A 26,566-nucleotide genomic window follows, 5' to 3' on the forward strand; every position below is an offset into this window, starting at 1 on the left:
GCAAACCCCCAGTCAGTTCGCCGCCGCGGTCTGCGCGGCGCCGATGGATGCGGTGGCATTGGTAACGAGCGCCTTGACCGATTCGGCGGTCGCGTCGAAGATCGGCGCCGGATAGACGCCGAAGAAGATGACCAGCGCGACCAGCGGATAGATGATCACCTTCTCGCGCGTCGACAGGTCGAGCAGGCCTTTCAGGCTTTCCTTGGTCAGCGCGCCGAAGATCACCTTGCGGTAGAGCCAGAGCGCATAGGCCGCCGAAAGGACGACGCCGGTGGCGGCGAAGAACGCCACCCAGGTGTTGACCCGGAACACGCCGAGCATGGTCAGGAACTCGCCGACGAAGCCGCTGGTGCCGGGCAGGCCGACATTGGCCATGGTGAAGATCATGAACACGGTTGCATATTTCGGCATGTTGTTGACCAACCCGCCATAGGCGTCGATGTCACGCGTGTGCATGCGGTCGTAGACGACGCCGACGCAGAGGAACAGCGCGCCGGAGACCAGGCCGTGCGACAGCATCTGGAAGATCGAACCCTGGACGCCTTCCTGGTTCATCGCGAAGATTCCCATGGTGACGAAGCCCATGTGAGCGACCGACGAATAGGCGATCAGCTTCTTCATGTCCTCCTGCATCAGCGCCACCAGCGAGGTGTAGATGATGGCGACGACGGAAAGCGTGAAGATCAGCGGCGCGAACATTTCGGATGCGATCGGAAACATCGGCAGCGAAAAACGCAGGAAGCCGTACCCGCCCATCTTGAGCAGGATGGCGGCCAGGATTACCGAGCCGGCCGTCGGCGCCTCGACATGCGCGTCCGGCAGCCAGGTATGCACCGGCCACATCGGCATCTTCACCGCGAAGGACGCGAAGAAGGCAAGCCATAGCCAGGTCTGCATATTGGCCGGGAAGTTATGCGTCAGAAGCGTCGGGATATCGGTGGTGCCGGACTGGAAGAACATCGCCATGATGGCGAGCAGCATCAGCACCGAGCCGGCCAGCGTATAGAGGAAGAACTTGAAGGAGGCATAGACGCGCCGCTTGCCGCCCCACACGCCGATGATGATGAACATCGGGATCAGGCCGGCTTCGAAGAAGACATAGAACAAGACGATGTCGAGCGCGCAGAACACGCCGATCATCAGCGTCTCGAGCAGCAGGAAGGCAATCATATAGGCCTTGACGCGCTTCTCGATCGATTCCCACGAGGCGAGGATGCAGAGCGGCATCAGGAAGGTGGTCAGGATGACGAACAGCATGGAGATGCCGTCTACGCCCATATGGTAGGAGATGCCGGAATCCAGCCAGGCAAACTTCTCGACGAACTGGAAGCCGGGCTGCGAATTGTCGAAGCCGGTCCAGATGAACAGCGAAACCACGAAGGTGAACGCAGTCGTGAACAGCGCGATGGCGCGGATGTTGCGGCGCGCGTTCTCGCTGTCGTCACGCACGAAAAGGATGAGCAGCACACCAACCAGCGGCAGGAAGGTGACCAGCGATAGGATCGGCCAGGCGGTCATCAGAGCATCATCCAGGTGACGAGTGCGGCAACGCCGATCAGCATGGCGAAGGCATAGTGGTAGAGATAGCCGGTCTGCAGCTTGACGACCCGGTTAGTGACGTCGACGACGCGCGCCGAAATGCCGTCCGGCCCGAGCCCATCGATGACGGTGCCGTCGCCGGTCTTCCACAGGAAGCTGCCGAGGCGCTTTGCCGGCCGCACGAACAGGAAGTCGTAGAGCTCGTCGAAATACCATTTGTTGAGCAGGAAGGCGTAGAGCAGGCGATGGTTGGCGGCGACGCTCCGAGGCATTTCCGGCGCGCGAATATAGAACTGCCAGGCAATCGCAAAGCCGATCAGCATGGCGATGAACGGTGACAGCTCGACCCACAACGGCACTTCGTGGATTTCGTGCAGGATGTGGTTGTCCGGCAGCGTGAACAGCGACGCCTTCCAGAATTCGGCGTAGCCCTCGCCGATGAAGGCGCCGTGGAAGATCACGCCGGCGAACAGCGCGCCCGCCGCCAGGATGAACAGCGGCACCAGCATGACCGGTGGCGATTCATGGACATGGTGCATGACCTCGTGGCTGGCCCGCGGCTCGCCATGGAAGGTCATGAAGATCAGCCGCCAGGAGTAGAAGGAGGTGAAGCAGGCAGCAATGACCAGCAATATGAAGGCAAACGCGGCTACCGCATTGTGGCCGGCGAAGGCCGCTTCGATGATGGCGTCCTTGGAAAAGAAGCCGGCCGTGCCGATGATCGTTACCGGAATGCCGACACCGGTCAGCGCCAGCGTGCCGATCACCATCATCCAGTAAGTCGTCGGGATCAGCGTCCTCAGGCCGCCCATTTTGCGCATGTCCTGCTCGTCGGAGACGGCGTGGATGACCGAGCCCGAGCCGAGGAACAGCAGCGCCTTGAAGAAGGCGTGGGTGAACAGATGGAAAATCGCTGCGCCATAGGCGCCGACGCCGAGCGCCACGAACATGTAGCCGAGCTGCGAACAGGTCGAATAGGCGATGACGCGCTTGATGTCGTTCTGGACGAGACCGACGGTCGCCGCGAAGAAGGCGGTGAAGGCGCCGATGAAGGTAACCACCGTCAGTGCCGAATGCGACAGCTCGAACAGCGGCGACAACCGCGCCAGCATGAACACGCCTGCCGTCACCATGGTCGCGGCATGGATCAGGGCCGAGACCGGCGTCGGGCCCTCCATGGCATCCGGCAGCCAGGTGTGCAGCGGCACCTGCGCCGACTTGCCCATGGCGCCCATGAACAGGAGCAGGCAGACGACCGTCATCGCAGCCTGCCTGTCGAGTGCGTAGCCGAGGAAGGTCAGCACGGCCGCACCTTGCGGCGCGCCTTCCGCCGGAATGAACGTCGCCGCATTGGCGAAGATGGTGCCGAGATTGACCGAGCCGAACAGCACGAACACGCCGAAGATGCCGAGCGCAAAGCCGAAATCGCCGACGCGGTTGACGACGAAGGCCTTGATTGCAGCCGCATTGGCCGAAGGCTTCTTGTACCAGAAGCCGATCAGCAGATAGGAGGCAAGGCCGACGCCTTCCCAGCCGAAGAACATCTGCACGAGGTTGTCGGCCGTCACCAGCATCAGCATAGCGAAGGTAAACAGCGACAGATAGGCGAAGAAGCGCGGCCGGTCCGGATCATGATGCATGTAGCCGATCGAGTAGATATGGACCAGCGACGACACCGTGTTGACGACGACCAGCATCACCACCGTCAGCGTGTCGATCCTGAGCGCCCAGGACGCCTCCAGCCCGCCCGACTGGATCCAGCGCATCACCGGCACGGTGAACACCTCTCCGCCGCCGAAGCCGACCGAGAAGAAGGCGACCCACGACAGCATAGCCGCGATCACCAGGAAGCCGGAGGTGATGTATTCTGAAGCCTTGGCGCCGAGCGAAGTGCCGAACAGGCCGACGATCAAGAAGCCGAGCAGCGGAAGGAAGACGATGGCCTGATACATGGTGGTTCCGTCAACCCTTCATCATGTTCACGTCTTCGACCGCGATCGAGCCGCGGTTGCGGAAGAAGACGACGAGAATGGCAAGGCCGATCGCCGCTTCGGCCGCCGCGACCGTCAGCACGAACAGTGCGAACACCTGGCCGACCAGGTCGCCGAGCGCCGCCGAAAAGGCGACGAAATTGATGTTGACCGCAAGCAGGATAAGCTCGATCGACATCAGGATGACGATGACGTTCCTGCGGTTCAGGAAGATGCCGAATACGCCGAGCGTGAACAGGATCGCCGATACGGTCAGGTAGTGCGCGATGCCGACGACCATCTCAGACTCCTTCGCCCGTCTTGACCTTGCGGATTTCCACTCCGGTTGCCGCCGTGCGGCCGACCTGGGCGGCGATCGACTGCCGCTTGACGCCCGGCTTGTGGCGCAGCGTCAGCACGATGGCGCCGATCATGGCGACCAGCAGCACCAGCCCCGCCACCTGGAAGTAATAGAGGTAATCCGTATAGAGGATGTCGCCGAGCGCTGCCGTGTTCGAGCGCGCGGCCAGGTCCGGAATGGGTTTGGCGACCGTCGCCGCCAGTTTCGGCGCGAATGTATAGCCGCCGAGCACGACGATCAGCTCCGCCGCCAGGATCAGACCGACCAGCGCGCCGATCGGTGCATATTGCAGGGCGCCTTCCTTCATTTCGGCGAAGTCGACGTCGAGCATCATGACGACAAACAGGAACAGCACCAGCACAGCGCCGACATAGACGACGAGCAGGATCATCGCCAGGAACTCGGCGCCGGTCAGCATGAACAGGCCGGCGGCGTTGAAGAAGGTCAGGATCAGGAACAGCACCGAATGCACGGGATTGCGCGCCGATATGACCATGAACGCCGATGCCACCGCGACAAAGGCGAAGAGGTAGAAAAAGGCCGCCTCTAGTCCACTCAGCATGGGTTCCCCCGGGTTTCCTGTCAGAACAGGACGTTCGTCCTGTTTTTTGCCACCGCCTCCGGTCGGCAAGTTGCGTGTTCCTTAAACGAGGGCCCTCGCCCCGTCCATGCTTCAAATATCAGCGGTAAGGCGCATCCAGCGAGATGTTGCGCGCCAGTTCACGCTCCCAGCGGTCGCCATTGGCCAGGAGCCTGTCCTTGTCGTAATAAAGTTCCTCGCGCGTCTCGGTCGCGAACTCGAAATTCGGGCCCTCGACGATGGCGTCGACCGGGCAGGCTTCCTGGCAGAAGCCGCAGTAAATGCATTTCACCATATCGATGTCGTAGCGCACGGTGCGCCGCGTGCCGTCGTTGCGGCGCGGGCCGGCTTCGATGGTGATGGCCTGCGCCGGGCAGATCGCCTCGCACAATTTGCAGGCGATGCAGCGTTCCTCGCCGTTGGGATAACGGCGCAGCGCATGTTCGCCACGGAAGCGCGGGCTGACCGGCCCCTTTTCATGCGGATAGTTGATCGTCTCCTTCGGCGCGAAGAACTGGCGCATCGACAGGAAGAAAGCGCTGACGAAATCCTGCAAAAGCAGTGACTTGGCGGCCTGGGAAAGAGCGGACATCAAAGGGCTCCCGAAAGTTTCATACCTTGAATCCATCCAACTATTGGCAGAAAGGCAAAACCGAAAAAGGCAACGCCTCTTAGGACACGTCGGTTTTTCAGTGGAAGTTCGGGCTTCAACCAGTAAGCGCGAAGTAGAAAGAACTCGACAGCCGCAAAAGCAACGCCACCGATCGCTCCCCCAATTTCATATGTCATCACGCAAACCCCGTGATTTTGAGGAATGCCGCGGTGGCGACCACCATGAACAGCGAGATCGGCAGGAAGACCTTCCAGCCGAGCCGCATCAGCTGATCGTAGCGATAGCGCGGCACGAACGCTTTCACCATCGAGAACATGAAGAATACCAGGCAGACCTTGAGCACGAACCAGATCAGCCCCGGCACCCAGGTGAACGGCGCGAAGTTGAAGGGTGGCAGCCAGCCGCCAAGGAACAGGATGGTGGCCAGCGCGCACATCAGGACGACGGCGACATATTCGCCGAGGAAGAACAGCAGGAACGGCGTCGAGGAATATTCGACCATATGGCCGGCGACGAGTTCCGATTCGGCTTCCACAAGGTCGAAGGGCGGCCGGTTGGTCTCGGCCAACGCCGAGATGAAGAAGACGATGAACATCGGGAACAGCGACAGCCAATGCCAGTCGAGGAAGGTGTTGGGCAGGCCGAGCCGCGTGCCCAGCCCGTCCTGCTGCGACAAGACGATGTCGGACAGGTTGAGCGAGCCGACGCAAAGCAGCACGGTCACGATGACGAAACCGATGGAGACTTCGTAGGACACCATCTGCGCCGCCGAGCGCAGCGCGCCGAGGAACGGGTATTTCGAATTGGACGCCCAGCCGCCCATGATGACGCCATAGACCTCGAGCGAGGAGATGGCGAAGACATAGAGGATGCCGACATTGACGTTGGCGATCGCCCAGCCTTCATTGACCGGTATGACCGCCCAGGCAGAGATCGCCAGCACCGCCGACACCAAGGGCGCCAGCAGGAAAACGCCCTTGTTGGCGCCGGACGGGATGACCGGTTCCTTGAAGACGAATTTCAGCAGATCGGCGAACGCCTGCAGCGTGCCCCACGGGCCGACGACGTTCGGTCCGCGGCGCAATTGCACCGCCGCCCAGATCTTGCGGTCGGCGTAAAGCACATAGGCGACGAAGATCAACAGAACGACGATCAGCACGACCGACTTCAAAAGGATCAGCAGCGCCGGCAGCACGTAGAAGGAGAAGAAGGTGTCCATATCTACTCCGCCGCCTGCCTGAAGCCGTTCTTCGCCAAAGCCGAGCACTCCGCCATCACCGCGGAAGCCCGCGCGATCGGGTTGGTCAGGTAGAAATCCTTGACCGGCGAGGTGAAGGTGCCCTTGTTCAGCCGCCCGCCGAGCTTGGCAACCCTGGCGATGTCGGCCGGGTCGCCGGCCACGACATGGTCGATGCGGGCAAGATGCGGGTATTCCGCATAGAGCTTTGCGCGTAGCTGCGGCAGCGAATCGAACGGCAGCTTCTTGCCGAGCACATCCGACAGTGCCCGAAGGATCGCCCAGTCCTCGCGCGCCTCGCCGGGCGCGAAGCCGGCCCGGTTGGTCTGCTGCACGCGCCCCTCGGTGTTGACGAAGGTGCCCGACTTCTCGGTATAGGCGGCACCCGGCAGGATGACGTTGGCGCGATGCGCGCCCTTGTCGCCATGCGTGCCGATATAGACGACGAAAGCGCCGCCGGTCTTGGCCATATCGATTTCGTCGGCGCCGAGCAGGAACAGCACATCGGTCTCGCCCAGCATGCCGGCGACGTTCCTGCCGCCCTCGCCCGGCACAAACCCGACATCGAGGCCGCCGACACGTGCCGCGGCGGTGTGCAGCACGGCAAAGCCGTTCCAGTCGGCCCTGGCGGCGTTGACGGCGACGGCGAGCTTCGCCGCCTGGCCGAGCACGGCCGCCCCGTCCGGACGCGCCAGCGCACCCTGTCCGACGATGATCAGCGGATGCGTCGCCTTCTTCAGCAGCTGGAAAAACTTGCCGTTACCGTCGGCCAGATCCTTCAGCGATTCCGGCCCGGCGCCGAGCTGCTCGTAATCATAGCGTGTATCGCCGACATCGCCGATGACGCCGACCGGCAGATTGCCGGCCCGCCAGCGCTTGCGGATGCGGGCGTTGAGCAAGGATGCCTCGAAGCGCGGATTGGCGCCGATGATCAGCACCGCATCGGCCTGTTCGATGCCTTCGATGGTCGGGTTGAACACATAGCTCGCCCGGCCGAGCGACGGATCGAGTGCGGCGCCGTCCTGGCGGCAGTCGGTGTTCTTCGAGCCGAGCGAAGCCATCAGAAGCTTCAGCGCGTAGATCTCCTCGACGGCTGCGAGATCGCCGGCAATGGCACCGATCTTTTCGGGTGCCGCATTCGACACCGCTTCCTTGATCGCGGCAAAAGCCTCGGCCCAGCTTGCCGGGGCCAGTCTGCCGTCCTTGCGCACATAGGGGCGGTCGAGGCGCTGCGTGCGCAAACCGTCCCAGATGAAGCGGGTCTTGTCGGAAATCCACTCCTCGTTCACCGCCTCGTTGGTACGCGGCAGGATGCGCATCACTTCGCGGCCTCGGCTATCGACGCGGATCGCCGAGCCGACGGCGTCCATCACGTCTATGGATTCGGTCTTGGTCAGTTCCCACGGCCGTGCCTGGAAGGCGTAGGGTTTGGAGGTCAGCGCACCGACCGGGCAAAGGTCGATGACATTGCCCTGCAGTTCCGAAGTCATCGCGCTTTCGAGATAGGTGGTGATCTCGGCATCCTCGCCGCGGCCGATCAGGCCGAGCTCGGATATGCCCGCAATCTCGGTGGTGAAGCGGACGCAGCGCGTGCAATGGATGCAGCGGTTCATGATCGTCTTGACGAGCGGCCCGATATACTTGTCTTCGACCGCCCGCTTGTTTTCATGGTAGCGCGAGGAATCGACTCCGAACGCCATCGCCTGGTCCTGCAGGTCGCACTCGCCGCCCTGGTCGCAGATCGGGCAGTCCAGCGGATGGTTGATCAGCAGGAATTCCATCACGCCTTCGCGCGCCTTCTTGACCATCGGCGTGTTGGTGAAGATCTCCGGCGGCTCGCCGTTCGGGCCGGGGCGCAGGTCGCGCACGCCCATGGCGCAGGACGCCTGCGGCTTGGGCGGGCCGCCTTTCACCTCAATCAGGCACATGCGGCAATTGCCGGCGATCGACAGCCGCTCGTGGAAGCAGAAGCGCGGCACTTCCGCGCCGGCGTCCTCGGCCGCCTGCAGCAGCGTGTAATGGTCGGGTACAGTGATCTCTTTCCCGTCGACCTTGAGCTTTGCCATTTCGCCTCAAACCCCTGCGGACGTTCCGCAATCTTTCCTTCCGGGCGCAGCCGAGACCGCGCACGACATTGAATTCACTTTTTGGCCCCGGCCAACGCGGCCGCCTGACCGATCCAGCCGTCACGGCCGATGCGGCCCTTCAACGACAGGTAATCTTCGACCCAGGCGATCTCTTGCGGCGTCCACGCGGCGATCTGGGCGTATGTCCAGATGCCAAGGCCGTTCAGCACCTTTTCCAGTTTCGGCCCGATGCCCGATATCGCCTTGAGGTCAGCCGGCTCGGCTGGCCGATCCATCGGCTTAGGCTGCTTGAAATCCTCCGGCATCAGGCCGGCCGACGCATCCGCTGCAACGGTGCTGGCATTCGCCAAGCTCCGCGCCGCGGTGCTCGTCGCAATGTCGGTCACGTCGTTGGCGAAGGACTGCGCCTCGGCAATCAGGGTTTTGGTCGCCGCGCGCGCCTTTGTCGAGGAGCTTTTGCCGGTCGCGGAAACGCGTTCCGTTCGAGCCTCGAAATCCTCGGCGACCGGCTGCCAAAGCCGCTGCGAGGTCTCGGCCGCGCCTGAAAGCACGCCCATCCAGATACCAAAGGCGTGGTTGGCAAGGCCGATGCCGAGTGCCGTCATCGCCGCCGCGCCCGCGACAGGGTGCGCCAGGAGATTGACGGCATTGGCCATCTCCTTCGGCATCATCCTGGTCAGATCCTGGTTCATCTTCAGCAACGGGTCCATATCGGGCGTAAAATCGTCGGGTGTCGAAAACAGCGACATAGGTGGTCTCCTGGTCGTTTCCGTCTGCCCCGCGCTCGTTTCCTCGTGTCGGACATTCGTCCGCATTTTGAATTCTTCTATTCCGCCGCCGCCAGCACCGGTTCGGCGCGGTGTGCGTTGCGCGAAAACTCGTCGATGCGCCGCTCCACCTCGCCGCGGAAATGCCGCATCAGGCCCTGGATCGGCCACGCCGCCGCATCGCCCAGCGCACAGATCGTGTGGCCCTCGACCTGCTTCGTCACGTCGAGCAGCATGTCGATCTCGCGCTTCTGCGCCTCGCCGCGCACCAGCCGTTCCATCACCCGCCACATCCAGCCGGTGCCCTCACGGCAAGGCGTGCACTGGCCGCAGCTCTCGTGCTTGTAGAAATAGGACAGCCGCGCGATCGCCTTCACGATATCGGTCGATTTGTCCATGACGATGACAGCCGCCGTGCCGAGGCCCGATTTCAGGTCGCGCAACGCATCGAAATCCATCGGCGCGTCGATGATCTGCTCGGCCGGCACCAGCGGCACCGAGGCGCCGCCCGGAATGACCGCCAGCAGGTTGTCCCAGCCGCCGCGGATGCCGCCGCAATGCGTCTCGATCAGTTCGCGGAACGGGATCGACATCGCCTCTTCGACGGTGCACGGATTGTTGACGTGGCCGGAGATGCAGAACAGCTTGGTGCCGACATTGTTGGGCCGGCCGAAGGACGAGAACCAGGCGGCACCGCGGCGCAGGATGGTCGGCGCGACAGCGATGGACTCGACATTGTTGACTGTCGTCGGGCAGCCATAGAGGCCGACATTTGCCGGAAATGGCGGCTTCAGCCGCGGCTGGCCCTTCTTGCCCTCGAGGCTTTCGAGCAGCGCCGTTTCCTCGCCGCAGATATAGGCGCCGGCGCCATGGTGCATGTAGATGTCGAAATCGTAGCCGGAGGTATTGTTCTTGCCGATCAGCTTGGCCGCATAGGCCTCGTCTATGGCGCGTTGCAGCGCCTCGCGCTCGCGGATGAACTCGCCGCGCACATAGATGTAGGCGGCGACCGCGCCCATGGCGAAGCCGGCAAGCAGGCAGCCTTCGACCAGCGTGTGCGGGTCATGGCGCAGTATGTCGCGGTCCTTGCAGGTGCCGGGCTCGGATTCGTCGGCATTGACGACGAGATAGCTCGGCCGGCCGTCGCTTTGCTTGGGCATGAACGACCATTTGAGCCCGGTCGGGAAACCGGCGCCGCCGCGGCCGCGCAGGCCCGATGCCTTCATCTCGTTGACGATCCACTCGCGCCCCTTGGCAACGATGCCGGGCGTGTTGTCCCAGGCGCCGCGCGCCATGGCGCCGGCCAGCGACTTGTCGAAGCGGCCGTAGATGTTGTTGAAGATGCGGTCTCTGTCCTGAAGCATTGCTCGTTCCTCAGACCGGCTTCTTGCCGGTCGGCCGGCTCCTGTTTCCGGGCGACGGCTTGGCCGCCTTGGCGGCAGCCTTCGCCGGTTTGACCTTGGCCTCCGGCGCCTTGAAGGCAGACGCCGGCTCGGCCTTGTTCTTTGGGCCCTTGCGCTGTTTCGAGACGTCCTCGACCTGCGGTTCGGCCTTGTTGGCATTGGCGGCCGAATGCAGAGGCGCTGCGACGCTCGCCGCCCTTTCCGCCGCAGGCGCGACTTTCGTCGCCGACGGCGATTTCAGCGCCGGGCTGGTCTCGACCGCGTCGGTCTTCGGCTTGCTGGCATTCGAGGGCGCAACCGGCGCCGGCGCGGCAGGAGCAGCTGGCGGAACTGGTGCTGCGGCGGCAGCCGCCGGCTCTGCATCCTTGGCGGCCTTGGTCGCCGCCCTGGTTTCCCGGTCGCGGGTCGCCTTGAGGATCGCCTTTTCGCTCTTGAGGGTCGTCAGGCCGCTGGCCGGCTCCGAGGTGATGCGGCCGTTTTGCGGTCCTGGCGTCACCGAAGCACCTTTGCCGGCGTCATAGAGGTCGATGATCTCGGCAAGCCGCTCCGGCGTCAAATCCTCATAGGTGTCCTTGAATATCATCATCATCGGTGCGTTGACGCAGGCGCCGAGGCACTCGACCTCCTCCCACGACAGCGTGCCCTTGTCGTTGGTGTGGAATTGGTCGTGATGGATTTTCGAGCGGCACACATCCATCAGCGCTTCCGAGCCGCGCAGCATGCAGGGCGTGGTGCCGCAGACCTGGATATGCGCGCGGGTACCGACCGGATTGAGCTGGTACTGCGTATAGAAGGTCGCGACTTCGAGCCCACGGATACGGGGCATGCCGAGCATGTCGGAGATCGTCTCGATCGCCGCCTTGGTCACCCAGCCTTCCTGTTCCTGCGCCAGCATCAGCAAGGGAATGATCGCGGACTGTTCGCGCCCCTTCGGATATTTCTTGATCCACTGCTTCGCCGCCGCCGCATTCGCCCGGTTGAAGGCGAAGGAGGCTGGCTGGAGGCTGGCTTCTGCGAGACGGCGGACTGACATTACGATTTCGCTTCTATGTTTCTACTGGTTAGAGTTGTAGGCGCGATAGCAATCCTCGGATCGCCCCAAAACGCATACGAACTCTTCATTTCCACGCTCAGGCGGATGTATCCGTCATAGCGGCTATACACCCAAGCTATTGGCTTGCAACGATATTCTTCGGGGATCAATGACGCTACGAGGTTGTCATGAACCGCGCAGTTGGACGATGTCGACGGCCGGCCATGGACAAGAATGCCCTCATCCATTGCTGGGGTCTGGGTGCTCAAGCCACGGACTGTAAGCAGATCGCCTTCTGCAATAAGCTTGAACCCCTCTTTGAGAAGATCGGTCGACGAGAGACCCTCACCGGACCCAGCAAGCGACACTTCAGCGGAAGCCGCAAGGCATGCCGCGGCCAGAAACGCCTTTGACGGTCGAGCCATTCCCATCATCACCGATCGACCTCACCAAACACGATGTCGAGTGAACCCAACACGGCGGTGACGTCGGCCAACATGTGGCCGCGACACAAAAAGTCCATGGCCTGGAGATGCGCGAAGCCGGGCGCGCGCAGCTTGCAGCGATAGGGCTTGTTGGTGCCGTCGGAGACGAGATAGACGCCGAACTCGCCCTTCGGCGCCTCGACCGCCGCATAGACCTCGCCGGCCGGCACGCGGTAGCCTTCGGTGTAGAGCTTGAAATGATGGATCAGCGCTTCCATCGAGCGCTTCATCGCCGCGCGCTTCGGCGGCACCACCTTGCCGTCAAGGTTGGACACCGGCCCGCTGCCCTCCTTACCGAGCAACAGATCGACGCACTGGCGCATGATTTTCGCCGACTGCCGCATCTCTTCCATGCGCACCAGATAGCGGTCGAAACAGTCACCGTTCTTGCCGATCGGAATGTCGAAATCCATCTCGGCATAGCATTCGTAGGGCTGCGATTTGCGCAGGTCCCACGGCGCGCCCGAGCCGCGCACCATGACGCCGGAAAAACCCCAGGCCCAGGCGTCGGCCAGAGACACCGTCGCGATGTCGACATTGCGCTGCTTGAAGATGCGGTTGCCGGTCAAGAGTGAGTCGAGGTCGTCGACCGATTTCAGGAATGGGTCGATCCACTTGCCGATGTCCTCGATCAGCTTCTGCGGCAGATCCTGATGCACGCCGCCGGGGCGGAAATAGGCCGCGTGCATGCGCGAACCCGAGGCGCGCTCGTAGAACACCATCAGCTTTTCGCGCTCGACGAAGCCCCACAGCGGCGGCGTCAGCGCGCCGACATCCATCGCCTGCGTCGTCACATTGAGGATGTGCGACATGATGCGGCCGATTTCCGAATAGAGCACTCGGATCAACTGGCCGCGCTTTGGCACCTCGATGCCGAGCAGACGCTCGGCGGCAAGCGCAAAGGCATGCTCCTGGTTCATCGGCGCGCAATAATCGAGCCGGTCGAGATAGGGCACGGCCTGCAGATAAGTCTTGGCCTCGATCAGCTTTTCCGTGCCGCGGTGCAACAGCCCGATATGCGGGTCAACGCGATCGACGACTTCGCCGTCAAGCTCCAGCACCAGGCGCAAAACGCCGTGCGCCGCTGGATGTTGCGGGCCAAAATTGATGTTGAAGTTGCGGACCGAAGTTTCAGCCATTTTGGCGTCTCTGGCGAAGAGTCAGTAGTGAGTAGTGAGTAGTGATCATCAATCTCAATGCCTGCTTCATTCCGCCTGCTTGGCCTGCACCGTTCGGATAAGAGATCTCGTCATTTTTCCAATCTCTTCGCATCGCAGCAGCAGCTCAATCTCGTTGTCCTTTCGTAGCAGGCCAACCCGGCATGCCAGTAGTATGTGCGTTTCCAGTTCCTTCAACGAACCTTGCGCCATGCGCAAAAATTGAACGAACGAACCTCTGTTCTCCCGACCGTACCCCTCCGCGATATTGGCTGCGATCGACACCGCCGATCGGCGCATTTGAGAGGTCATGCCGTAGATCTCCTCTCTCGGAAACCCTTTGGTGATGCGGTAACAATCTTCAGCGAGTAGCATCGCCGATTGCCACACCTTCAGGTCACGATAAGATTCGATCCGTTGCTCCAATTCTTTCCTACCGACTACTCACTATTTCACTACTCACTGTTTCGCCTTCTCATCCCCCGGAAGCACGTAATCCGTACCTTCCCACGGAGACAGAAAATCGAAATTGCGGAATTCCTGCTTGAGCTCCACTGGCTCGTAGATGACGCGCTTGGCTTCGTCGTCGTAACGCACCTCCACGAAGCCGGTCAGCGGAAAGTCCTTGCGCAGCGGATGGCCTTCAAAGCCGTAATCGGTCAGAATCCGCCGCAGATCGGGATGGCCTGAAAACAGCACGCCATAGAGATCATAGGTCTCGCGCTCGAACCAGTCGGCGCCGGGATAAATCCCGGTGATTGACGGCACCAGCGTCTCTTCGTCGGCCTGGACCTTGATTCGGATGCGGATATTCTGTCTCGGCGACAGCAAATGATAGACGACGTCGAAGCGCTTCGCCCGCGATGGATAATCGGCGCCGCAGACGTCGATGATCGAAATGAACTGGCATTTCGGGTCGTCGCGCAGGAAGGTCACCACCTCGATCAGGTCGCGCGGCTCGACCGAGATGGTGAGTTCGCCATAGGCGAACACCGCCTCGCCGATCCGGCCGATCAGCTTCTCGCCGAGATAGGTCGAGAGGTCATTCAACGCCTGGGTCATGCCGCTCACCGCTCGATCGTGCCGGTGCGGCGGATCTTCTTCTGCAGCAGAAGGATGCCGTAAAGCAGCGCTTCAGCGCTCGGCGGGCAGCCGGGCACGTAGATGTCGACCGGCACGATGCGGTCGCAGCCGCGCACCACCGAATAGGAATAATGATAATAGCCGCCGCCATTGGCGCATGAGCCCATCGAGATGACGTAGCGCGGCTCCGGCATCTGATCGTAGACCTTGCGCAGCGCCGGCGCCATCTTGTTGGTCAGCGTGCCGGCGACGATCATGATGTCGGACTGGCGCGGAGACGCGCGCGGCGCCACGCCGAAGCGCTCGCTGTCATAGCGCGGCATCGACGTGTGGATCATCTCGACGGCGCAGCAGGCGAGGCCAAACGTCATGAACATCAGCGAGCCGCTGCGCGCCCAGGTGATCAGCGCCTCGGTCGAGGTGACGAGAAAGCCCTTGTCGGCGAGCTCGTTGTTGATCTCCAGGAAGAATGGATCGTCGGACCCGACCGGCCTGCCGGTGTTGGGATCGATGAGGCCCTTGGGCTTCGGCGCGACGAGCGTACCGGAACTGTCGTTCAATCCCATTCCAGCGCTCCTTTTTTCCATTCATAGGCAAAGCCGATGGTCAACACCGCCAAAAACACCATCATCGACCAGAAACCGAGCATGCCGATCTGACTGAATGACACCGCCCACGGAAACAGGAAGGCCACCTCCAGATCGAAGATGATGAACAGGATCGACACCAGGTAGAAGCGGATGTCGAATTTCATGCGGGCGTCGTCGAACGAGTTGAAGCCGCACTCGTAGGCGGAAAGCTTTTCCGGATCGGGGTTGCGGTAAGCCACCAGGAACGGTGCGGCGAGCAGCGCCAGCCCGACGATCAGCGCCACGCCGATGAACAGGACGATGGGCAGGTACGAACCTAAAAGTGCGTTCATGCTGCAGTTTCCGTTGGCGGCCAATCCACTCTGATTACAGCACCGGACCCACTTGCGGAAGCGTGACAGTTTAACCACTGAACCGTTTTAAGGGGGCTCTATGCTGCAACGCGGCGAGGGTTAGCGCAGCGCTTTCGGCGAAGCAAGTCAAACCTTGTTCAAATCGCGGTGCTGGACGGCATATCCGGGAAAACTGGTCCGATCCGCTCCTGTTTGATTTCCTTCACTTTTTACTCCACTTTTCTCTCCTGACATGGATGCCGCCAAAACCCTGCTAGCATGGCACGGAATCGCAGGTCATTTTCTCTGTCCAAAATCGTCCGGATGCCGCCTTCATGAAGGAAAAAATCTCGCTTGCCATGGCCCGCCGCATTGCGCTGGCGGCACAGGGATTCAATGACCCGCGCCCCACCGGCACGCCTGACCGCCGGCATCTGGCCCGCGTGCTTGCCCGTACCGGCCTGCTGCAGATCGATTCCGTCAGCGCCGTGGTGCGCGCCCACTATATGCCGCTCTATTCGCGGCTTGGCCCCTACAAGCTGGCGCTGCTCGACGACGCCGCCGTAACGCGCAAGCGCATGGTCTTCGAATATTGGGCGCACGAAGCCTCCTTCTTGCCGGTCGAGACCTATCCGCTGATGCGCTGGCGCATGCAGCGGGCCGAGTGCGGCGACGAAATGTACAGCGGACTGGCCAAATGGGGTCGCGAGCACGCCGCCTATATCGAAGACATCTATCGCGAGGTCGCCGAACGAGGCCCGATCGCGGCGTCGGCTTTCGAAGGGCAGAAGGGTTCGGGCGGCTGGTGGGGCTGGAGCCATGCCAAGCACGCCTTCGAATGGCTGTTCTGGGCCGGCCGCATCACCACGGCGCATCGCCGCGGCTTCGAACGGTTCTACGATCTGCCGGAGCGCGTGCTGCCGCCAACAATACTGAGTCTGCCAACGCCCTCCCCCGAAGACGCTCACCGCGAATTGCTGCGCATCTCGGCCCGCGCCCACGGCATCGCCACGGCAGGCGACCTGCGCGACTATTTCCGCCTCTCGCCCGCCGACATCAAGGGCCGCATCGAGGAGCTGGTCGAGGCCGGCGAGCTGTTGCCGGTGAGCGTCGACGGCTGGAACAAAACAGCCTATCTCCACAAGGACGCCCGTTTGCCGCGCAGGATCGAGGCGCGCGCCTTGCTCGCGCCGTTCGATCCTGTCGTCTTCGAACGATCGCGCACCGAGCGGTTGTTCGACTTCCACTACCGCATCGAGATCTACACGCCGGCCGAAAAGCGCCGGTATGGCTATTATGTGCTGCCATTCCTGCTCGGCGACAGCATCGTCGGGCGCGTTGACCTCAGGGCCGACCGTCCGGCCGGCGTATTGCGCGTCCATGCCGCCTATGCGGAGCCCGGCGCCCCGCCACAAACCGCTGCCGAACTCTTCAAGGAATTGAAGCAGATGCAGGGCTGGCTCGGCCTGGAACGCATCGAGGTGACCGCTGCCGGCGATTTGGGCCGGCCGCTCGCGGATATCGCCGCGCCATAGACGTGCGTTGACACAACTGCCTCCACAAGCCTAAATCCGTTTCAGACGGTCCCCTGCCCGCAACGGCAGGGGCCAAGAGGGAATGCGGTGCGAAATCTCGATTTCAAATCCGCGGCTGTCCCCGCAACTGTAAGCGACGAGCCAAGGCCGAAAACCACTGGGATATTCCCGGGAAGGCGGCACCCAGGCGATGACCCGCGAGCCAGGAGACCTGCCGTCTAGGACCTAAGAATCCGATCGCCTGGCGGGTTTTCCGGGCAAGGAGCCTGATTTGGAACGCGACAGCAGTTTTCCGGCTGAGACAGCGGATTTATTGTCCGGCCATGGTGATTCCCCGGCCGGCGTTACCGTCATCGTCTGCTCGTCCTGCCGTGACGAGACCGGTTCGGACGCTCATCCACGCGCCGGCGAACTGCTCGCAGAGGACACGCGCCGCGCTGCTTCCAGCGACAACATCAAAATCCGCACCGTCGAATGCCTCGGCAATTGCAAGCGCCGGCTCAGCGCGGCCATGCTGCGCGACGGCTGCTGGAGCTACGTCTTCGGTGATCTGATCACGACCAGCGGCGCCGATCTCGTCACCGGGGCAAAGCTGTTCGCCACCTCGACGGATGGGCTCATTCCATGGCGCGGCCGTCCCGATTGCCTGAAGCGCGGCCTGGTTGCCCGCATCCCTCCCCTTGACCTTTTGAAGGACCTGACATGACCGCTGCCTCCCTTTCGCGCGTTCCCTGCACCGTGGTCACCGGCTTTCTCGGCGCCGGCAAGACGACGTTGATCCGCCATTTGCTCGAAAACGCCAAAGGCAAGCGCCTGGCCATCATCGTCAACGAGTTCGGCGACATCGGCATCGACGGCGAGATCCTGAAGGGCTGCGGCATCGACACCTGCCCCGAGGAAAACATCGTCGAGCTGGCCAATGGTTGCATCTGCTGCACCGTCGCCGACGATTTCGTCCCGGCGCTGGACCAGATCCTGTCGCTGACGCCGAGGGTCGACCACATCCTGATCGAGACATCCGGCCTCGCTTTGCCCAAGCCGCTGGTCCAGGCCTTCCAGTGGCCGTCGGTGAAAAGCCGCGTGACGGTGGACGGCGTCATTGCCGTGGTCGACGGACCGGCGCTGGCTGATGGCCGCGTAGCCAACGACATGGACGCCCTGCAGGCCCAGCGCGCGCAGGACGAGACGCTCGACCATGACGATCCGGTCGAGGAAGTGTTCGAGGACCAGCTCGCCTGCGCCGACCTGATCATCCTGTCGAAGAGCGACCTGATGGACGCAGCCGGCTCGGCCCGTGCCAATGCCGTCATCGGCAAGCACGTTGCGCGGGCGGTGAAGATCGTACCGACTTCGCAAGGCAAGGTCGACCCGTCGGTGCTGCTCGGCCTCGGCCTCGCCGTCGAGGACGACATCGAGAACCGCAAGACCCACCACGACGACGAGCTCGACCACGAACATGACGATTTTGACTCGTTCGTCATCGACATCGCATCTGTGTCCAACCCGGACGAGCTCGCACAACGCGTCGCCACGGCGGCGGAGGAAGAAAACGTGTTGCGCGTCAAGGGTTTCGTCGAAGTCGGCGACAAGCCGATGCGGCTCCTGCTGCAGGCCGTCGGTCCGCGCGTCAACCACTATTACGACCGCGCCTGGACCGCTGAAGACGACCGCCGCTCGCGCCTCGTCGTCATCGGCCTGAAAGGGCTGAACCGCCCGGCCATCGAGCGTATCCTCGCCGGCTGACCCCAGGTACGAGCCGCGATGCACATCCTCACCACCACATCCGCCTCGCTCGACGATCTCGCCGAGCCTGTCGATCTCAGGCAAACGCCTGCGGATGTCGTGGCGCTGTCCTTCACCGACAGCGACCTGGCCGGGCTGGCGGCGGCGTGGAAGGCAGATGCGCACCGCCTGCCGTCGATGCGGCTCGCCGCCTTGCGCGACCTGCGCCATCCGATGTCCGTCGACCTGTGGATCGACAGCGTCGCCCGCCACGCCAAGGTCATTCTGGTCCGCATCCTCGGCGGCTATGACTGGTGGCGCTATGGCTGCGACCAGCTCGCCGCTATCGCGCGAAATCGCGGTATCAAGCTGGCGCTCCTACCGGGCGAGAGCCACGACGAGGATTTGCGACTGATTGAAGGCTCGACGCTGCCGCGCGAGGAGTTGGACGCCCTGCTTGGCTACTTCCGCGAGGGCGGGCCGGCAAATATGACGGCGCTGGTGCAGAGGCTGGCAAGTCTCGCTGGATCGGGTGCGGCGGTAGCCGAACCTGTTAGCGTGCCAAAGGCGGGATTTTACGAGCCGGGACTGGGGGTCGTAGAACGCGGTGTCCCCCTCCCCCTCGAGGGGAGGGTCCGGCCGCAGGCCGGGGGTGGGGTCCTCTCCGAAGCGCGCCTGCACGAAACGTCGCGCACTGCCGTGACGACCCCACCCGGCCCTGCGGGTCCCCTCGAGGGTGAGGGGGACGTCGTGCCAATTCTCTTCTACCGTTCGATGCTGCTCGCGGCCGATGTCGCGCCCATCGACGCGCTTTTCGAAGCCCTGCGCCACCGCGGCATGGCTCCCGTGCCTATGTTCGTCTCCAGCCTCAAGGACCCGGCGTCGCTCGCCTTTGTCGCAACCGCGCTCGCAACCCTGAAGCCTGCCGCCATCATCACCGCCACAGCTTTCGCCTCGGGTGCCGAGCCCGGCGTTGAAACCCTGTTCGACCGCGCCGGCGTGCCCGTGTTCCAGGTCATCGTCGCAACCACCCGCCGCGACATCTGGCAAACCAATCAGCGCGGCCTGGCGCCCGCCGACCTTGCCATGCATGTCGTCCTGCCCGAGCTCGACGGCCGCATCCTGGCCGGCGCCATTTCATTCAAGGGCGAAAGCGAAACCGACCCGGCGCTGGCCTTCCGCGCCTTCGCCAACCGGCCTGAGCCCGACCGCGTGGCGCAAGTGGCGAACCGTGTCGAGGCCTTCGTGCGCCTGCAGCGGACGCCGCGTGCGGAGCGCAAGCTCGCCATCCTGATCCCCGACTATCCGAGCGCCCCCGGTCGCACCGGCTACGCGGTTGGTCTCGACGTGCCGTCCAGCGTGCTGGCAATGCTGCGCGACCTCAGCGAACAGGGCTACGCCGTTGAAAGCATTCCACAAACGCCGCGCGAGTTGCTGGAGACGCTGGAAAAGGGCGGCCATGGGCTGGCATTGAAGGAATATTTGACCTTCTCGACGGAATTGCCGCCGTCGGCCATCGCTGCGGTGGAAGCCGCATGGGGAAATCCAGAAGATGAGACAGGTTTGTGCGAGGCACCCCCCTCTGTCCTGCCGGACATCTCCCCCTCAAGGGGGGAGATTAGCAGTTCCGCCACCGGCTCTCCCTTAAGGCCCTCGGTAATTGGCGAAAGTAGAGACAACAGCGCAATCTCCCCCCTTGCGGGGGAGATGTCCGGCAGGACAGAGGGGGGCGCGACAGAACGCCAACCTTCGCTGCTGGTCAGCGAAAAACAATTCGCCTTCCGCACAGCCACCTTCGGCAACGTCACCGTGGCACTCGCCCCTGACCGCGGGCGCTCAGCCGACCGCCGCGCCGACTATCACGACCCGACGCTGCCGCCGCGCCATGCGCTGGTCGCCTTTGGGCTCTGGCTGCGCAAGTCGCTCGGCATCCATGCAATTGTCCATGTCGGCGCCCATGGCACGCTGGAGTGGCTGCCCGGCAAGACCGTGGCGCTCAGCGAAAACTGCTTTCCCGAGATAGTCACCGGTCCCCTGCCCGTCATCTATCCCTTCATCGTCTCCAACCCGGGAGAGGCAGCGCAGGCCAAGCGGCGCATTGCCGCCGTCACGCTCGGCCATCTGCCGCCGCCGCTGACCGGCGCCGGGCTGGACGAAAACCAGCACAGGCTTGAACGACTGGTTGACGAATATGCCCAGGCCGACGGGCTCGACCGCCGCCGCCGCGACCGCCTGGCGAAGCTGATCGTCGAGACGGCGGAAAAGACCGGCCTCGCCTCAGAGGCAGGCGTCGCCAGGACCGACGCAGCCGACGAGGCTTTGCGCCGCATCGACGCCTGGCTCTGCGATCTCAAGGATTTCGCCATCAAGGACGGCCTGCACATTTACGGCCGCTCGCCGGAAGGCGAGGCTGATCCGTTGCGGCGGCAAAGCGCGGCAGCTGAAAAAACCGCGCTGCTTGCCGCCCTCGACGGCCGCCACGTCGCTGCCGGTCCGGCCGGTGCGCCGGCGCGTGGCCGGAGCGATGTGCTGCCCACCGGCCGCAATTTGTTTACCGCCGACCCGCGCACCATGCCGACGCCGACCGCCTATGATCTGGGCAAGGTGGCAGCGGAGGAAGTCGTCCGCAGCTACATGCAATCGCATGGCGACTGGCCGCGCTCGCTGGTCATCGACCTCTGGGGCTCGGCCTCGCTGCGCACCGGCGGTGAGGAGATCGCGCAAGGCCTGGCGCTGATGGGCTGCCGGCCGCAATGGGATTCCGCCACCGGCCGCATCACCGGCATAGATGTGCTGCCGCCGGCAACACTCGGCCGTCCGCGCATCGATGTCACCTGGCGCATATCGGGCCTGTTCCGCGACATGTTCCCGACCCAGATCGCGCTGATCGACGCCGCGGTCAACGCGGTGGCGACCCGCGACGAGGACGATTCGGAAAACCCGCTCGCCGCTAGGACCCGCATCGACGGCAAGATCAGCCCGCGCATTTTCGGCACCTCGCCGGGCACTTACGGCGCGGGCGTCGAGGACTTGTTGTCGAGCGGCGACTGGGCCGCGCGCGAAGAGATCGGCCGCACCTATCTCGCCGCCACCTCGCACGCCTATGGCGGCTCCGAGGGCAAAGGCAGTTCGGCGCCCGGCGCGTTCGAGGATCGCCTCGCCGAGGCCGACCTTCTGGTTCATACCGGCGACGACCCCGGCCGCGACATCCTCGAAGGCTCGGCCGACGTCGCCTTCATCGGCGGCTTTTCGGCAGCGCTTGCCGCGCTCGGCAAGAACGCCGACGTGATCGTGCTCGACACCACGGACCCGCAAAAGCCCAAGCCGCGCTCGATCAGTGAGGCCGTATCCCGGGTAGTTCGCGCCCGCGCGGTCAACCCGCGCTTCATCGCCGGCCAGCTGCGGCACGGGCCGCGCGGCGCCTCGGAATTCGCCGAGACGGTCGACCGGCTGGTCGGCTTTGCCGAGACTACCCATGCCATATCGGGCACGCTGATCGAGGCGGTGCACGACGCCTATCTTGGCGACCCCGTGGTGCGCGCCTTCATCCTGCGCGAGAACCCGGCGGCGGCGAAGGTGATCGCCGAGCGTTTGCTGTCGGCACGGCGGCGCGGGCTCTGGCATCCGCTGCGCAATTCGATCGATGACGATCTCGCCGCACTGATTGCCGAAGCGCAAGCGCTGGGAGTGGCGGCATGAACGCTTTCTCGCGCCGTGGCGCCTGCCCCGCTTTGTCGGCGCCGATGCAGACCGGCGACGGGCTGCTGGTGCGGCTCAATCCGGTCGCTGGAGGACTGTTGCCGAAGTCGTTGATCGGACTCTGCGAATTCGCCTTACGCCATGGCAACGGCATCATGGAAGTGACCGCCCGCGGCAGCCTGCAGATCCGCGGCCTGACGCCGGCAAGCGCGCGGCTGCTGGCGATGGAGGTCGATGCGCTCGGCATCGCTGTGCGCACCGGCGTGCCGGTCGAGACCGGCCCGCTGGCCGGGCTCGACCAGGAGGAGATAGCCGACCCGCGCCCGATGGCGGAGCGGATTCGGGCGGCAATTGAGGACGCCGGTGTTACGCAACGTCTTGGCCCGAAGGTGTCGGTGATTGTTGACGGCGGCGGGCAGCTGACAATGGATGCGGTTACGGCCGATGTCTGGCTGGTCGCGGTGCGGGCCGCCGACGGAATTAAGTGGCGGGTATCGCTCGCCGGAGATGCGCAGGGGGCCACGCCGCTGGCGATGTCCGAGGAAGATGCGGCTTGTGACATCGCCGTCGCCATTCTCAGGATGGTTGCCGAAAAGGGCCGCGATGCTCATGCACGGGATTTGACGGCGAGGCAGCTGAGATCTCTCGCAAGTTGGCGATCCGTCGCGCCCCCCTCTGTCCTGCCGGACATCTCCCCCTCTAGGGGGGAGATCTGCAGCTTCGCCGGCGGCTTCCCCCCAGCACCTTCGGCGATTGGCGAAAGCGGCGACGAAGGCGCAATCTCCCCCCTAGAGGGGGAGATGTCCGGCAGGACAGAGGGGGGCGCGAAGGATCGCCGGCCCATCGGAATTTTCGATCTGGCAGCCGGCAGTACCTCCCTCGGCATCGGCCTGCCGTTCGGCAGCATACCAGCGCAAAAGCTTATCGATCTCACCGAACACGCCCTCACCCTCGGCACTACCGAAATCCGCCTGGCGCCGGGTCGCGCGCTGCTTTTGCTTGGCCTCTCCCCAGCCGCATGTCTTTCCCTCCAGAAAACCGCCGCTACCCTCGGCTTTGTCACCGACGCAGCCGATCCGCGCACCAGGATCGCCACCTGCCCCGGCGCACCCGCCTGCGCCTCCGGCCGGATCGCGACACGCGACATCGCCGAGATCATCGCTACAGAAAACCGCGACATCCTCGATTCCTCCTTAACGCTGCACATCTCAGGCTGCGCCAAGGGCTGTGCCCATCCCGGTCCGGCGGCGCTGACCCTGGTCGGTGGCGAAAACGGAGCCGGACTTGTCGTGGACGGGACGGCAAAGGCATTGCCCGCCGGATACAGGCCGGGCTACGACGCCGCGCACGGCATCGGCCGCATTGCAGCTGCGATCCGCAGCGCACGACATTCCGGCGAAACCGCTGCCGCCTGCCTGGCGAGGCTCGGCGCGGCCGGCATCACCGAAATCTATCGACAGGAATGAGCATGCCCGCCCAGAACGCCTACGACTACATCCATGACGGCACGGCGATCTACGAGCGCTCCTTCGCCATTATCCGCGCCGAGGCCGACCTGTCGCGCTTTTCCGAAGCCGAGGCCGAAATCGCTATCCGCATGATCCACGCCTGCGGCCAGGTCGACGCTGCGCGACACTTCGTTTTCTCGAGCGATTTCGTCGCCGCCGCGCGCACGGCGTTGGGGGCCGGCGCGCCGATCTTCTGCGACGCGCAGATGGTCTCGCATGGCGTCACGCGCGCCCGGCTTCCGGCCGGCAACGAGGTGATCTGTACGCTGCGCGATCCACGGACAGCCGACATCGCGAGAAAGATCGGCAACACCCGCTCGGCCGCCGCGATCGACCTGTGGGGCGAGCGCATGGCCGGTTCGGTCGTCGCCATCGGCAATGCGCCGACAGCCCTTTTCTATCTGCTGGAAAAGCTGCGCGACGGCGCGCCGAAGCCGGCGGCGATCATCGGCATGCCGGTCGGGTTTGTCGGCGCCGCTGAATCGAAGGATGCGCTGGCCGAAAATTCCTATGGCGTGCCTTACGCCATCGTGCGCGGCCGGCTGGGCGGCAGCGCCATGACCGCCGCCGCCCTCAATGCATTGGCGAGGCCGGGCCTATGAATGCGATTGCAAAAGGCAGGCTTGTCGGCGTCGGCACCGGACCCGGCGACCCGGAACTCTTGACGCTGAAGGCAATGCGCGCGCTGGCCGAGGCCGATGTCGTCGCGCATTTCGCTAAGCGCGGCAACAACAGCAATGCGCGCGCCATTGTCGGCGCGCATTTTCGCCCTGATCTGATCGAACTGCCGCTGCTCTACCCGGTGACGACCGAGATCGACAAGGACCACAGCGATTACCGCTCGCAGATAACCGATTTCTACGAGCAATCGGCCGAAAAGGTCGCCGCGCACCTCAGCGCCGGCAGGATGGTCGCTGTGCTTTCGGAAGGCGACCCGCTTTTCTACGGCTCCTACATGCATCTTCATGTCCGGCTGGCGCACCGCTTTCCGAGCGAAGTCATTCCCGGCGTCACCGCCATGTCCGGCTGCTGGTCGGCGACCGGCCTGCCTATCGTCCAGGGTGACGACGTGCTGACGGTGCTGCCGGGCACCATGAGCGAATTCGAGCTGACGCGTCGCCTCGCCGATACCGACGCTGCGGTGATCATGAAGGTCGGCCGCAACCTGCCCAAGATCAGGCGCGCGCTGGAGGCAACCGACAAGCTGGCGCGGGCCATCTATGTCGAGCGCGGCACCATGCCGGGCGGCGTCTCGATGCGGCTGGCCGATAAAAAGGACGACCAGGCGCCTTATTTCGCCATCGTGCTGGTGGCCGGCTGGTCGGGCCGGCCAAGCGCATTGAAAGCCGAAGCATGAGCGGCCGCCTCACTGTCATCGGCCTCGGGCCCGGCAACGCCGACCAGGTGACGCCGGAGGCAACCCGCGCCGTTGCCGAGGCAAAATTCTTCTACGGCTATAAACCCTATCTCGACCGGCTCGATCTGCGCCCCGACCAGATTCGCGTCGCTTCCGACAATCGCGAGGAACTCGCGCGCTCCAGGGACGCGCTGCTGAAGGCTGTGGAAGGCCACGATGTCGCCGTCGTGTCGGGCGGCGATCCCGGCGTCTTCGCCATGGCCGCGGCCGTCTGCGAGGCGATAGAGGCGGGCCCACCCGAATGGCGCGCGGTCGACATCGCCATCGTGCCCGGTATCACCGCCATGCTCGCCGTCGCCGCCCGCATCGGCGCGCCGCTCGGCCATGATTTCTGCGCTATCTCGCTGTCCGACAATCTGAAGCCGTGGGACCTGATCGAGCTACGCCTGCTGGCGGCAGCCGGCGCCGGCTTCGTAATCGCGCTCTACAACCCGATCAGCAAGGCGCGCCCATGGCAGCTAGGCCGCGCCTTCGAATGCCTTGCTGCGATCCTGCCCGGCACCACGCCGGTGATCTTCGGCCGTGCCGCCGGCCGTCCCGACGAGCGCATCGAGGTTTTTCTGCTGGCCGACGCCGATGCCGCGAAGGCCGACATGTCGACCTGCATCATCATCGGCTCGCCGGAAACCAGAATCATCAAGCGGGGTGACAAGGCCGCGCTGGTCTACACGCCGCGTTCGGCAGCGGGCCCAAGAACATGACCGACCAGAAAATGATCGACCATCGCGGCAAGAGATTCGACGGTCTCAGCCGACGTGACGTCCGGCAGCGCCGGCCTGCGGATCATCACCACCTCGATTCCCAGCGCTCGCGCCGCCGCGATCTTGCCGTAGGTCGCCTCGCCGCCGCTGTTTTTGGAAACAACGACTTCGATGTGGTGTTGCAGAAGCAGTGCATGTTCGTCGACTTCCCGAAACGGCCCGCGCGCCAAGAGATAGGTCGCGTCGGGCACAGCGAGCCTGGGCTCGACCGGGTCGACACTGCGGATGAGATAATGATGCTGGGGAGCGGCCTTGAAGGCAGCGACCTCCTGTCGCCCGAGCGCCAGGAACACGCGGCGCGGCACCGATCCCAGAGCCGTCACCGCGCTGGCAACGGTGTCGACCAACATCCAGCGATCACCTTCGACCGCCTCCCATCCGGGACGCCTGAGCGCAACGATAGGCACGCCGGTCATGCGCGCTGCTTCCGCCGCATTGGCGGAGATTCGCGCCGCATAGGGATGCGTGGCGTCGATCAGCAGGTCGATCTTGTTCTGGCGGAGATACGCCGCCAGCCCGCCGGCACCGCCGAAGCCGCCGACCCGCACCGGCACCCCCTGCGCGGCCGGGTTTTCGGTGCGGCCGGCGAGCGACAGCATGACCGAAATATCCGCGCGCGCGGCCAGCTTTCCGGCCATTTGCCGGGCTTCCGTGGTTCCGCCGAGGATCAGAATGCGGTGGGTCATC

General features: G+C 63.9%; 24 protein-coding genes and 1 riboswitch. Of the genes, 8 read left to right on the forward strand and 16 right to left on the reverse strand.

Features of this window, described 5'->3' with window-relative positions; all coding sequences use genetic code 11:
- Positions 1-12 precede the first annotated feature (12 nt).
- From NKJ15_RS11230 to NKJ15_RS11300, 15 genes are all read right to left on the reverse strand, one after another.
- Positions 13-1,518 carry an NADH-quinone oxidoreductase subunit M gene (locus NKJ15_RS11230; protein ID WP_352815314.1) on the reverse strand — a complete coding sequence of 502 codons (1,506 nt, stop codon included), beginning with the start codon at positions 1,516-1,518 and terminating at the stop codon, positions 13-15.
- A complete protein-coding gene (gene nuoL / locus NKJ15_RS11235) occupies positions 1,518-3,491 on the reverse strand; it encodes an NADH-quinone oxidoreductase subunit L (RefSeq protein WP_352815316.1) in 1,974 nt (657 codons plus the stop codon). The genes NKJ15_RS11230 and nuoL overlap by 1 nt, the downstream gene beginning before the upstream one ends.
- Positions 3,492-3,501: 10 nt before the next feature.
- A complete protein-coding gene (gene nuoK, locus NKJ15_RS11240) occupies positions 3,502-3,810 on the reverse strand; it encodes an NADH-quinone oxidoreductase subunit NuoK (protein ID WP_023676620.1) in 309 nt (102 codons plus the stop codon).
- A 1-nt stretch (position 3,811) separates the two neighbouring features.
- Complete coding sequence (locus NKJ15_RS11245) at positions 3,812-4,432, reverse strand: NADH-quinone oxidoreductase subunit J (protein WP_023676621.1); 621 nt, start codon at positions 4,430-4,432, stop codon at positions 3,812-3,814.
- 118 nt (positions 4,433-4,550) lie between these two features.
- On the reverse strand, positions 4,551-5,042 hold the full coding sequence (nuoI, locus tag NKJ15_RS11250) for an NADH-quinone oxidoreductase subunit NuoI (RefSeq protein WP_023676622.1): 492 nt from the start codon (positions 5,040-5,042) through the stop codon (positions 4,551-4,553).
- A gap of 196 nt (positions 5,043-5,238) precedes the next feature.
- Positions 5,239-6,282, reverse strand: a complete 1,044-nt coding sequence (gene nuoH, locus NKJ15_RS11255; RefSeq protein WP_292663045.1) for an NADH-quinone oxidoreductase subunit NuoH — start codon at positions 6,280-6,282, stop codon at positions 5,239-5,241.
- Positions 6,283-6,284: 2 nt separating this feature from the next.
- Positions 6,285-8,366 (reverse strand): NADH-quinone oxidoreductase subunit NuoG, encoded by a 2,082-nt coding sequence (gene nuoG, locus NKJ15_RS11260; RefSeq protein ID WP_352815318.1) that lies wholly within the window; start codon positions 8,364-8,366, stop codon positions 6,285-6,287.
- A 74-nt stretch (positions 8,367-8,440) separates the two neighbouring features.
- The gene (locus tag NKJ15_RS11265) at positions 8,441-9,136 is read right to left on the reverse strand and encodes a helix-hairpin-helix domain-containing protein (RefSeq protein WP_352539620.1); all 696 of its coding nucleotides are present in this window, start codon (positions 9,134-9,136) and stop codon (positions 8,441-8,443) included.
- Positions 9,137-9,213: 77 nt separating this feature from the next.
- Complete coding sequence (gene nuoF / locus NKJ15_RS11270) at positions 9,214-10,518, reverse strand: NADH-quinone oxidoreductase subunit NuoF (protein ID WP_023676626.1); 1,305 nt, start codon at positions 10,516-10,518, stop codon at positions 9,214-9,216.
- A 10-nt stretch (positions 10,519-10,528) separates the two neighbouring features.
- A complete protein-coding gene (gene nuoE / locus NKJ15_RS11275; RefSeq protein WP_352815320.1) occupies positions 10,529-11,590 on the reverse strand; it encodes an NADH-quinone oxidoreductase subunit NuoE in 1,062 nt (353 codons plus the stop codon).
- A 433-nt stretch (positions 11,591-12,023) separates the two neighbouring features.
- A complete protein-coding gene (locus tag NKJ15_RS11280; protein ID WP_352450015.1) occupies positions 12,024-13,214 on the reverse strand; it encodes an NADH-quinone oxidoreductase subunit D in 1,191 nt (396 codons plus the stop codon).
- Between the two features lie 66 nt (positions 13,215-13,280).
- Positions 13,281-13,658 (reverse strand): four helix bundle protein, encoded by a 378-nt coding sequence (locus NKJ15_RS11285; protein ID WP_352815322.1) that lies wholly within the window; start codon positions 13,656-13,658, stop codon positions 13,281-13,283.
- A 33-nt stretch (positions 13,659-13,691) separates the two neighbouring features.
- Positions 13,692-14,294, reverse strand: coding sequence for an NADH-quinone oxidoreductase subunit C (locus tag NKJ15_RS11290; RefSeq protein ID WP_352617419.1), 603 nt, complete (start codon positions 14,292-14,294; stop codon positions 13,692-13,694).
- 5 nt (positions 14,295-14,299) lie between these two features.
- Positions 14,300-14,881 (reverse strand): NuoB/complex I 20 kDa subunit family protein, encoded by a 582-nt coding sequence (locus NKJ15_RS11295; RefSeq protein WP_023670824.1) that lies wholly within the window; start codon positions 14,879-14,881, stop codon positions 14,300-14,302.
- On the reverse strand, positions 14,872-15,237 hold the full coding sequence (locus NKJ15_RS11300) for an NADH-quinone oxidoreductase subunit A (RefSeq protein WP_023676631.1): 366 nt from the start codon (positions 15,235-15,237) through the stop codon (positions 14,872-14,874). Before NKJ15_RS11300 ends, NKJ15_RS11295 begins: the two co-directional genes overlap by 10 nt.
- 335 nt (positions 15,238-15,572) lie before the next feature.
- Here NKJ15_RS11300 and NKJ15_RS11305 point away from each other — a divergent pair, with 335 nt between their 5' ends.
- From NKJ15_RS11305 to NKJ15_RS11340, 8 genes are all read left to right on the forward strand, one after another.
- A complete protein-coding gene (locus NKJ15_RS11305) occupies positions 15,573-16,772 on the forward strand; it encodes a winged helix-turn-helix domain-containing protein (protein WP_352470229.1) in 1,200 nt (399 codons plus the stop codon).
- Positions 16,773-16,801: 29 nt separating this feature from the next.
- A riboswitch (cobalamin riboswitch) is annotated at positions 16,802-17,005 on the forward strand.
- Between the two features lie 38 nt (positions 17,006-17,043).
- Positions 17,044-17,478 (forward strand): DUF1636 family protein, encoded by a 435-nt coding sequence (locus tag NKJ15_RS11310; RefSeq protein ID WP_352815324.1) that lies wholly within the window; start codon positions 17,044-17,046, stop codon positions 17,476-17,478.
- Positions 17,475-18,515: a cobalamin biosynthesis protein CobW gene (cobW, locus tag NKJ15_RS11315; protein ID WP_352815326.1), complete on the forward strand. Its 1,041-nt coding sequence runs from the start codon at positions 17,475-17,477 to the stop codon at positions 18,513-18,515. The genes NKJ15_RS11310 and cobW overlap by 4 nt, the downstream gene beginning before the upstream one ends.
- A gap of 18 nt (positions 18,516-18,533) precedes the next feature.
- A complete protein-coding gene (locus NKJ15_RS11320; RefSeq protein ID WP_352815328.1) occupies positions 18,534-22,193 on the forward strand; it encodes a cobaltochelatase subunit CobN in 3,660 nt (1,219 codons plus the stop codon).
- Positions 22,190-23,659, forward strand: a complete 1,470-nt coding sequence (gene cobG, locus NKJ15_RS11325) for a precorrin-3B synthase (RefSeq protein WP_352815330.1) — start codon at positions 22,190-22,192, stop codon at positions 23,657-23,659. Before NKJ15_RS11320 ends, cobG begins: the two co-directional genes overlap by 4 nt.
- Positions 23,656-24,303: a precorrin-8X methylmutase gene (locus NKJ15_RS11330; RefSeq protein WP_502895661.1), complete on the forward strand. Its 648-nt coding sequence runs from the start codon at positions 23,656-23,658 to the stop codon at positions 24,301-24,303. Before cobG ends, NKJ15_RS11330 begins: the two co-directional genes overlap by 4 nt.
- Positions 24,300-25,058, forward strand: a complete 759-nt coding sequence (locus NKJ15_RS11335) for a precorrin-2 C(20)-methyltransferase (protein WP_352815332.1) — start codon at positions 24,300-24,302, stop codon at positions 25,056-25,058. The genes NKJ15_RS11330 and NKJ15_RS11335 overlap by 4 nt, the downstream gene beginning before the upstream one ends.
- Positions 25,055-25,819, forward strand: a complete 765-nt coding sequence (locus NKJ15_RS11340; RefSeq protein WP_352815334.1) for a precorrin-3B C(17)-methyltransferase — start codon at positions 25,055-25,057, stop codon at positions 25,817-25,819. Before NKJ15_RS11335 ends, NKJ15_RS11340 begins: the two co-directional genes overlap by 4 nt.
- On the opposite strand, the gene NKJ15_RS11345 is transcribed toward NKJ15_RS11340, so the two are convergent.
- Positions 25,783-26,565, reverse strand: a complete 783-nt coding sequence (locus NKJ15_RS11345) for a cobalt-precorrin-6A reductase (RefSeq protein ID WP_352815492.1) — start codon at positions 26,563-26,565, stop codon at positions 25,783-25,785. The two genes, NKJ15_RS11340 and NKJ15_RS11345, sit on opposite strands and share 37 nt — an antisense overlap.
- Position 26,566: the final 1 nt, after the last annotated feature.

The organism is Mesorhizobium sp. M0207 (genome assembly GCF_040321995.1).
In the GTDB taxonomy this organism is placed as follows: domain Bacteria; phylum Pseudomonadota; class Alphaproteobacteria; order Rhizobiales; family Rhizobiaceae; genus Mesorhizobium.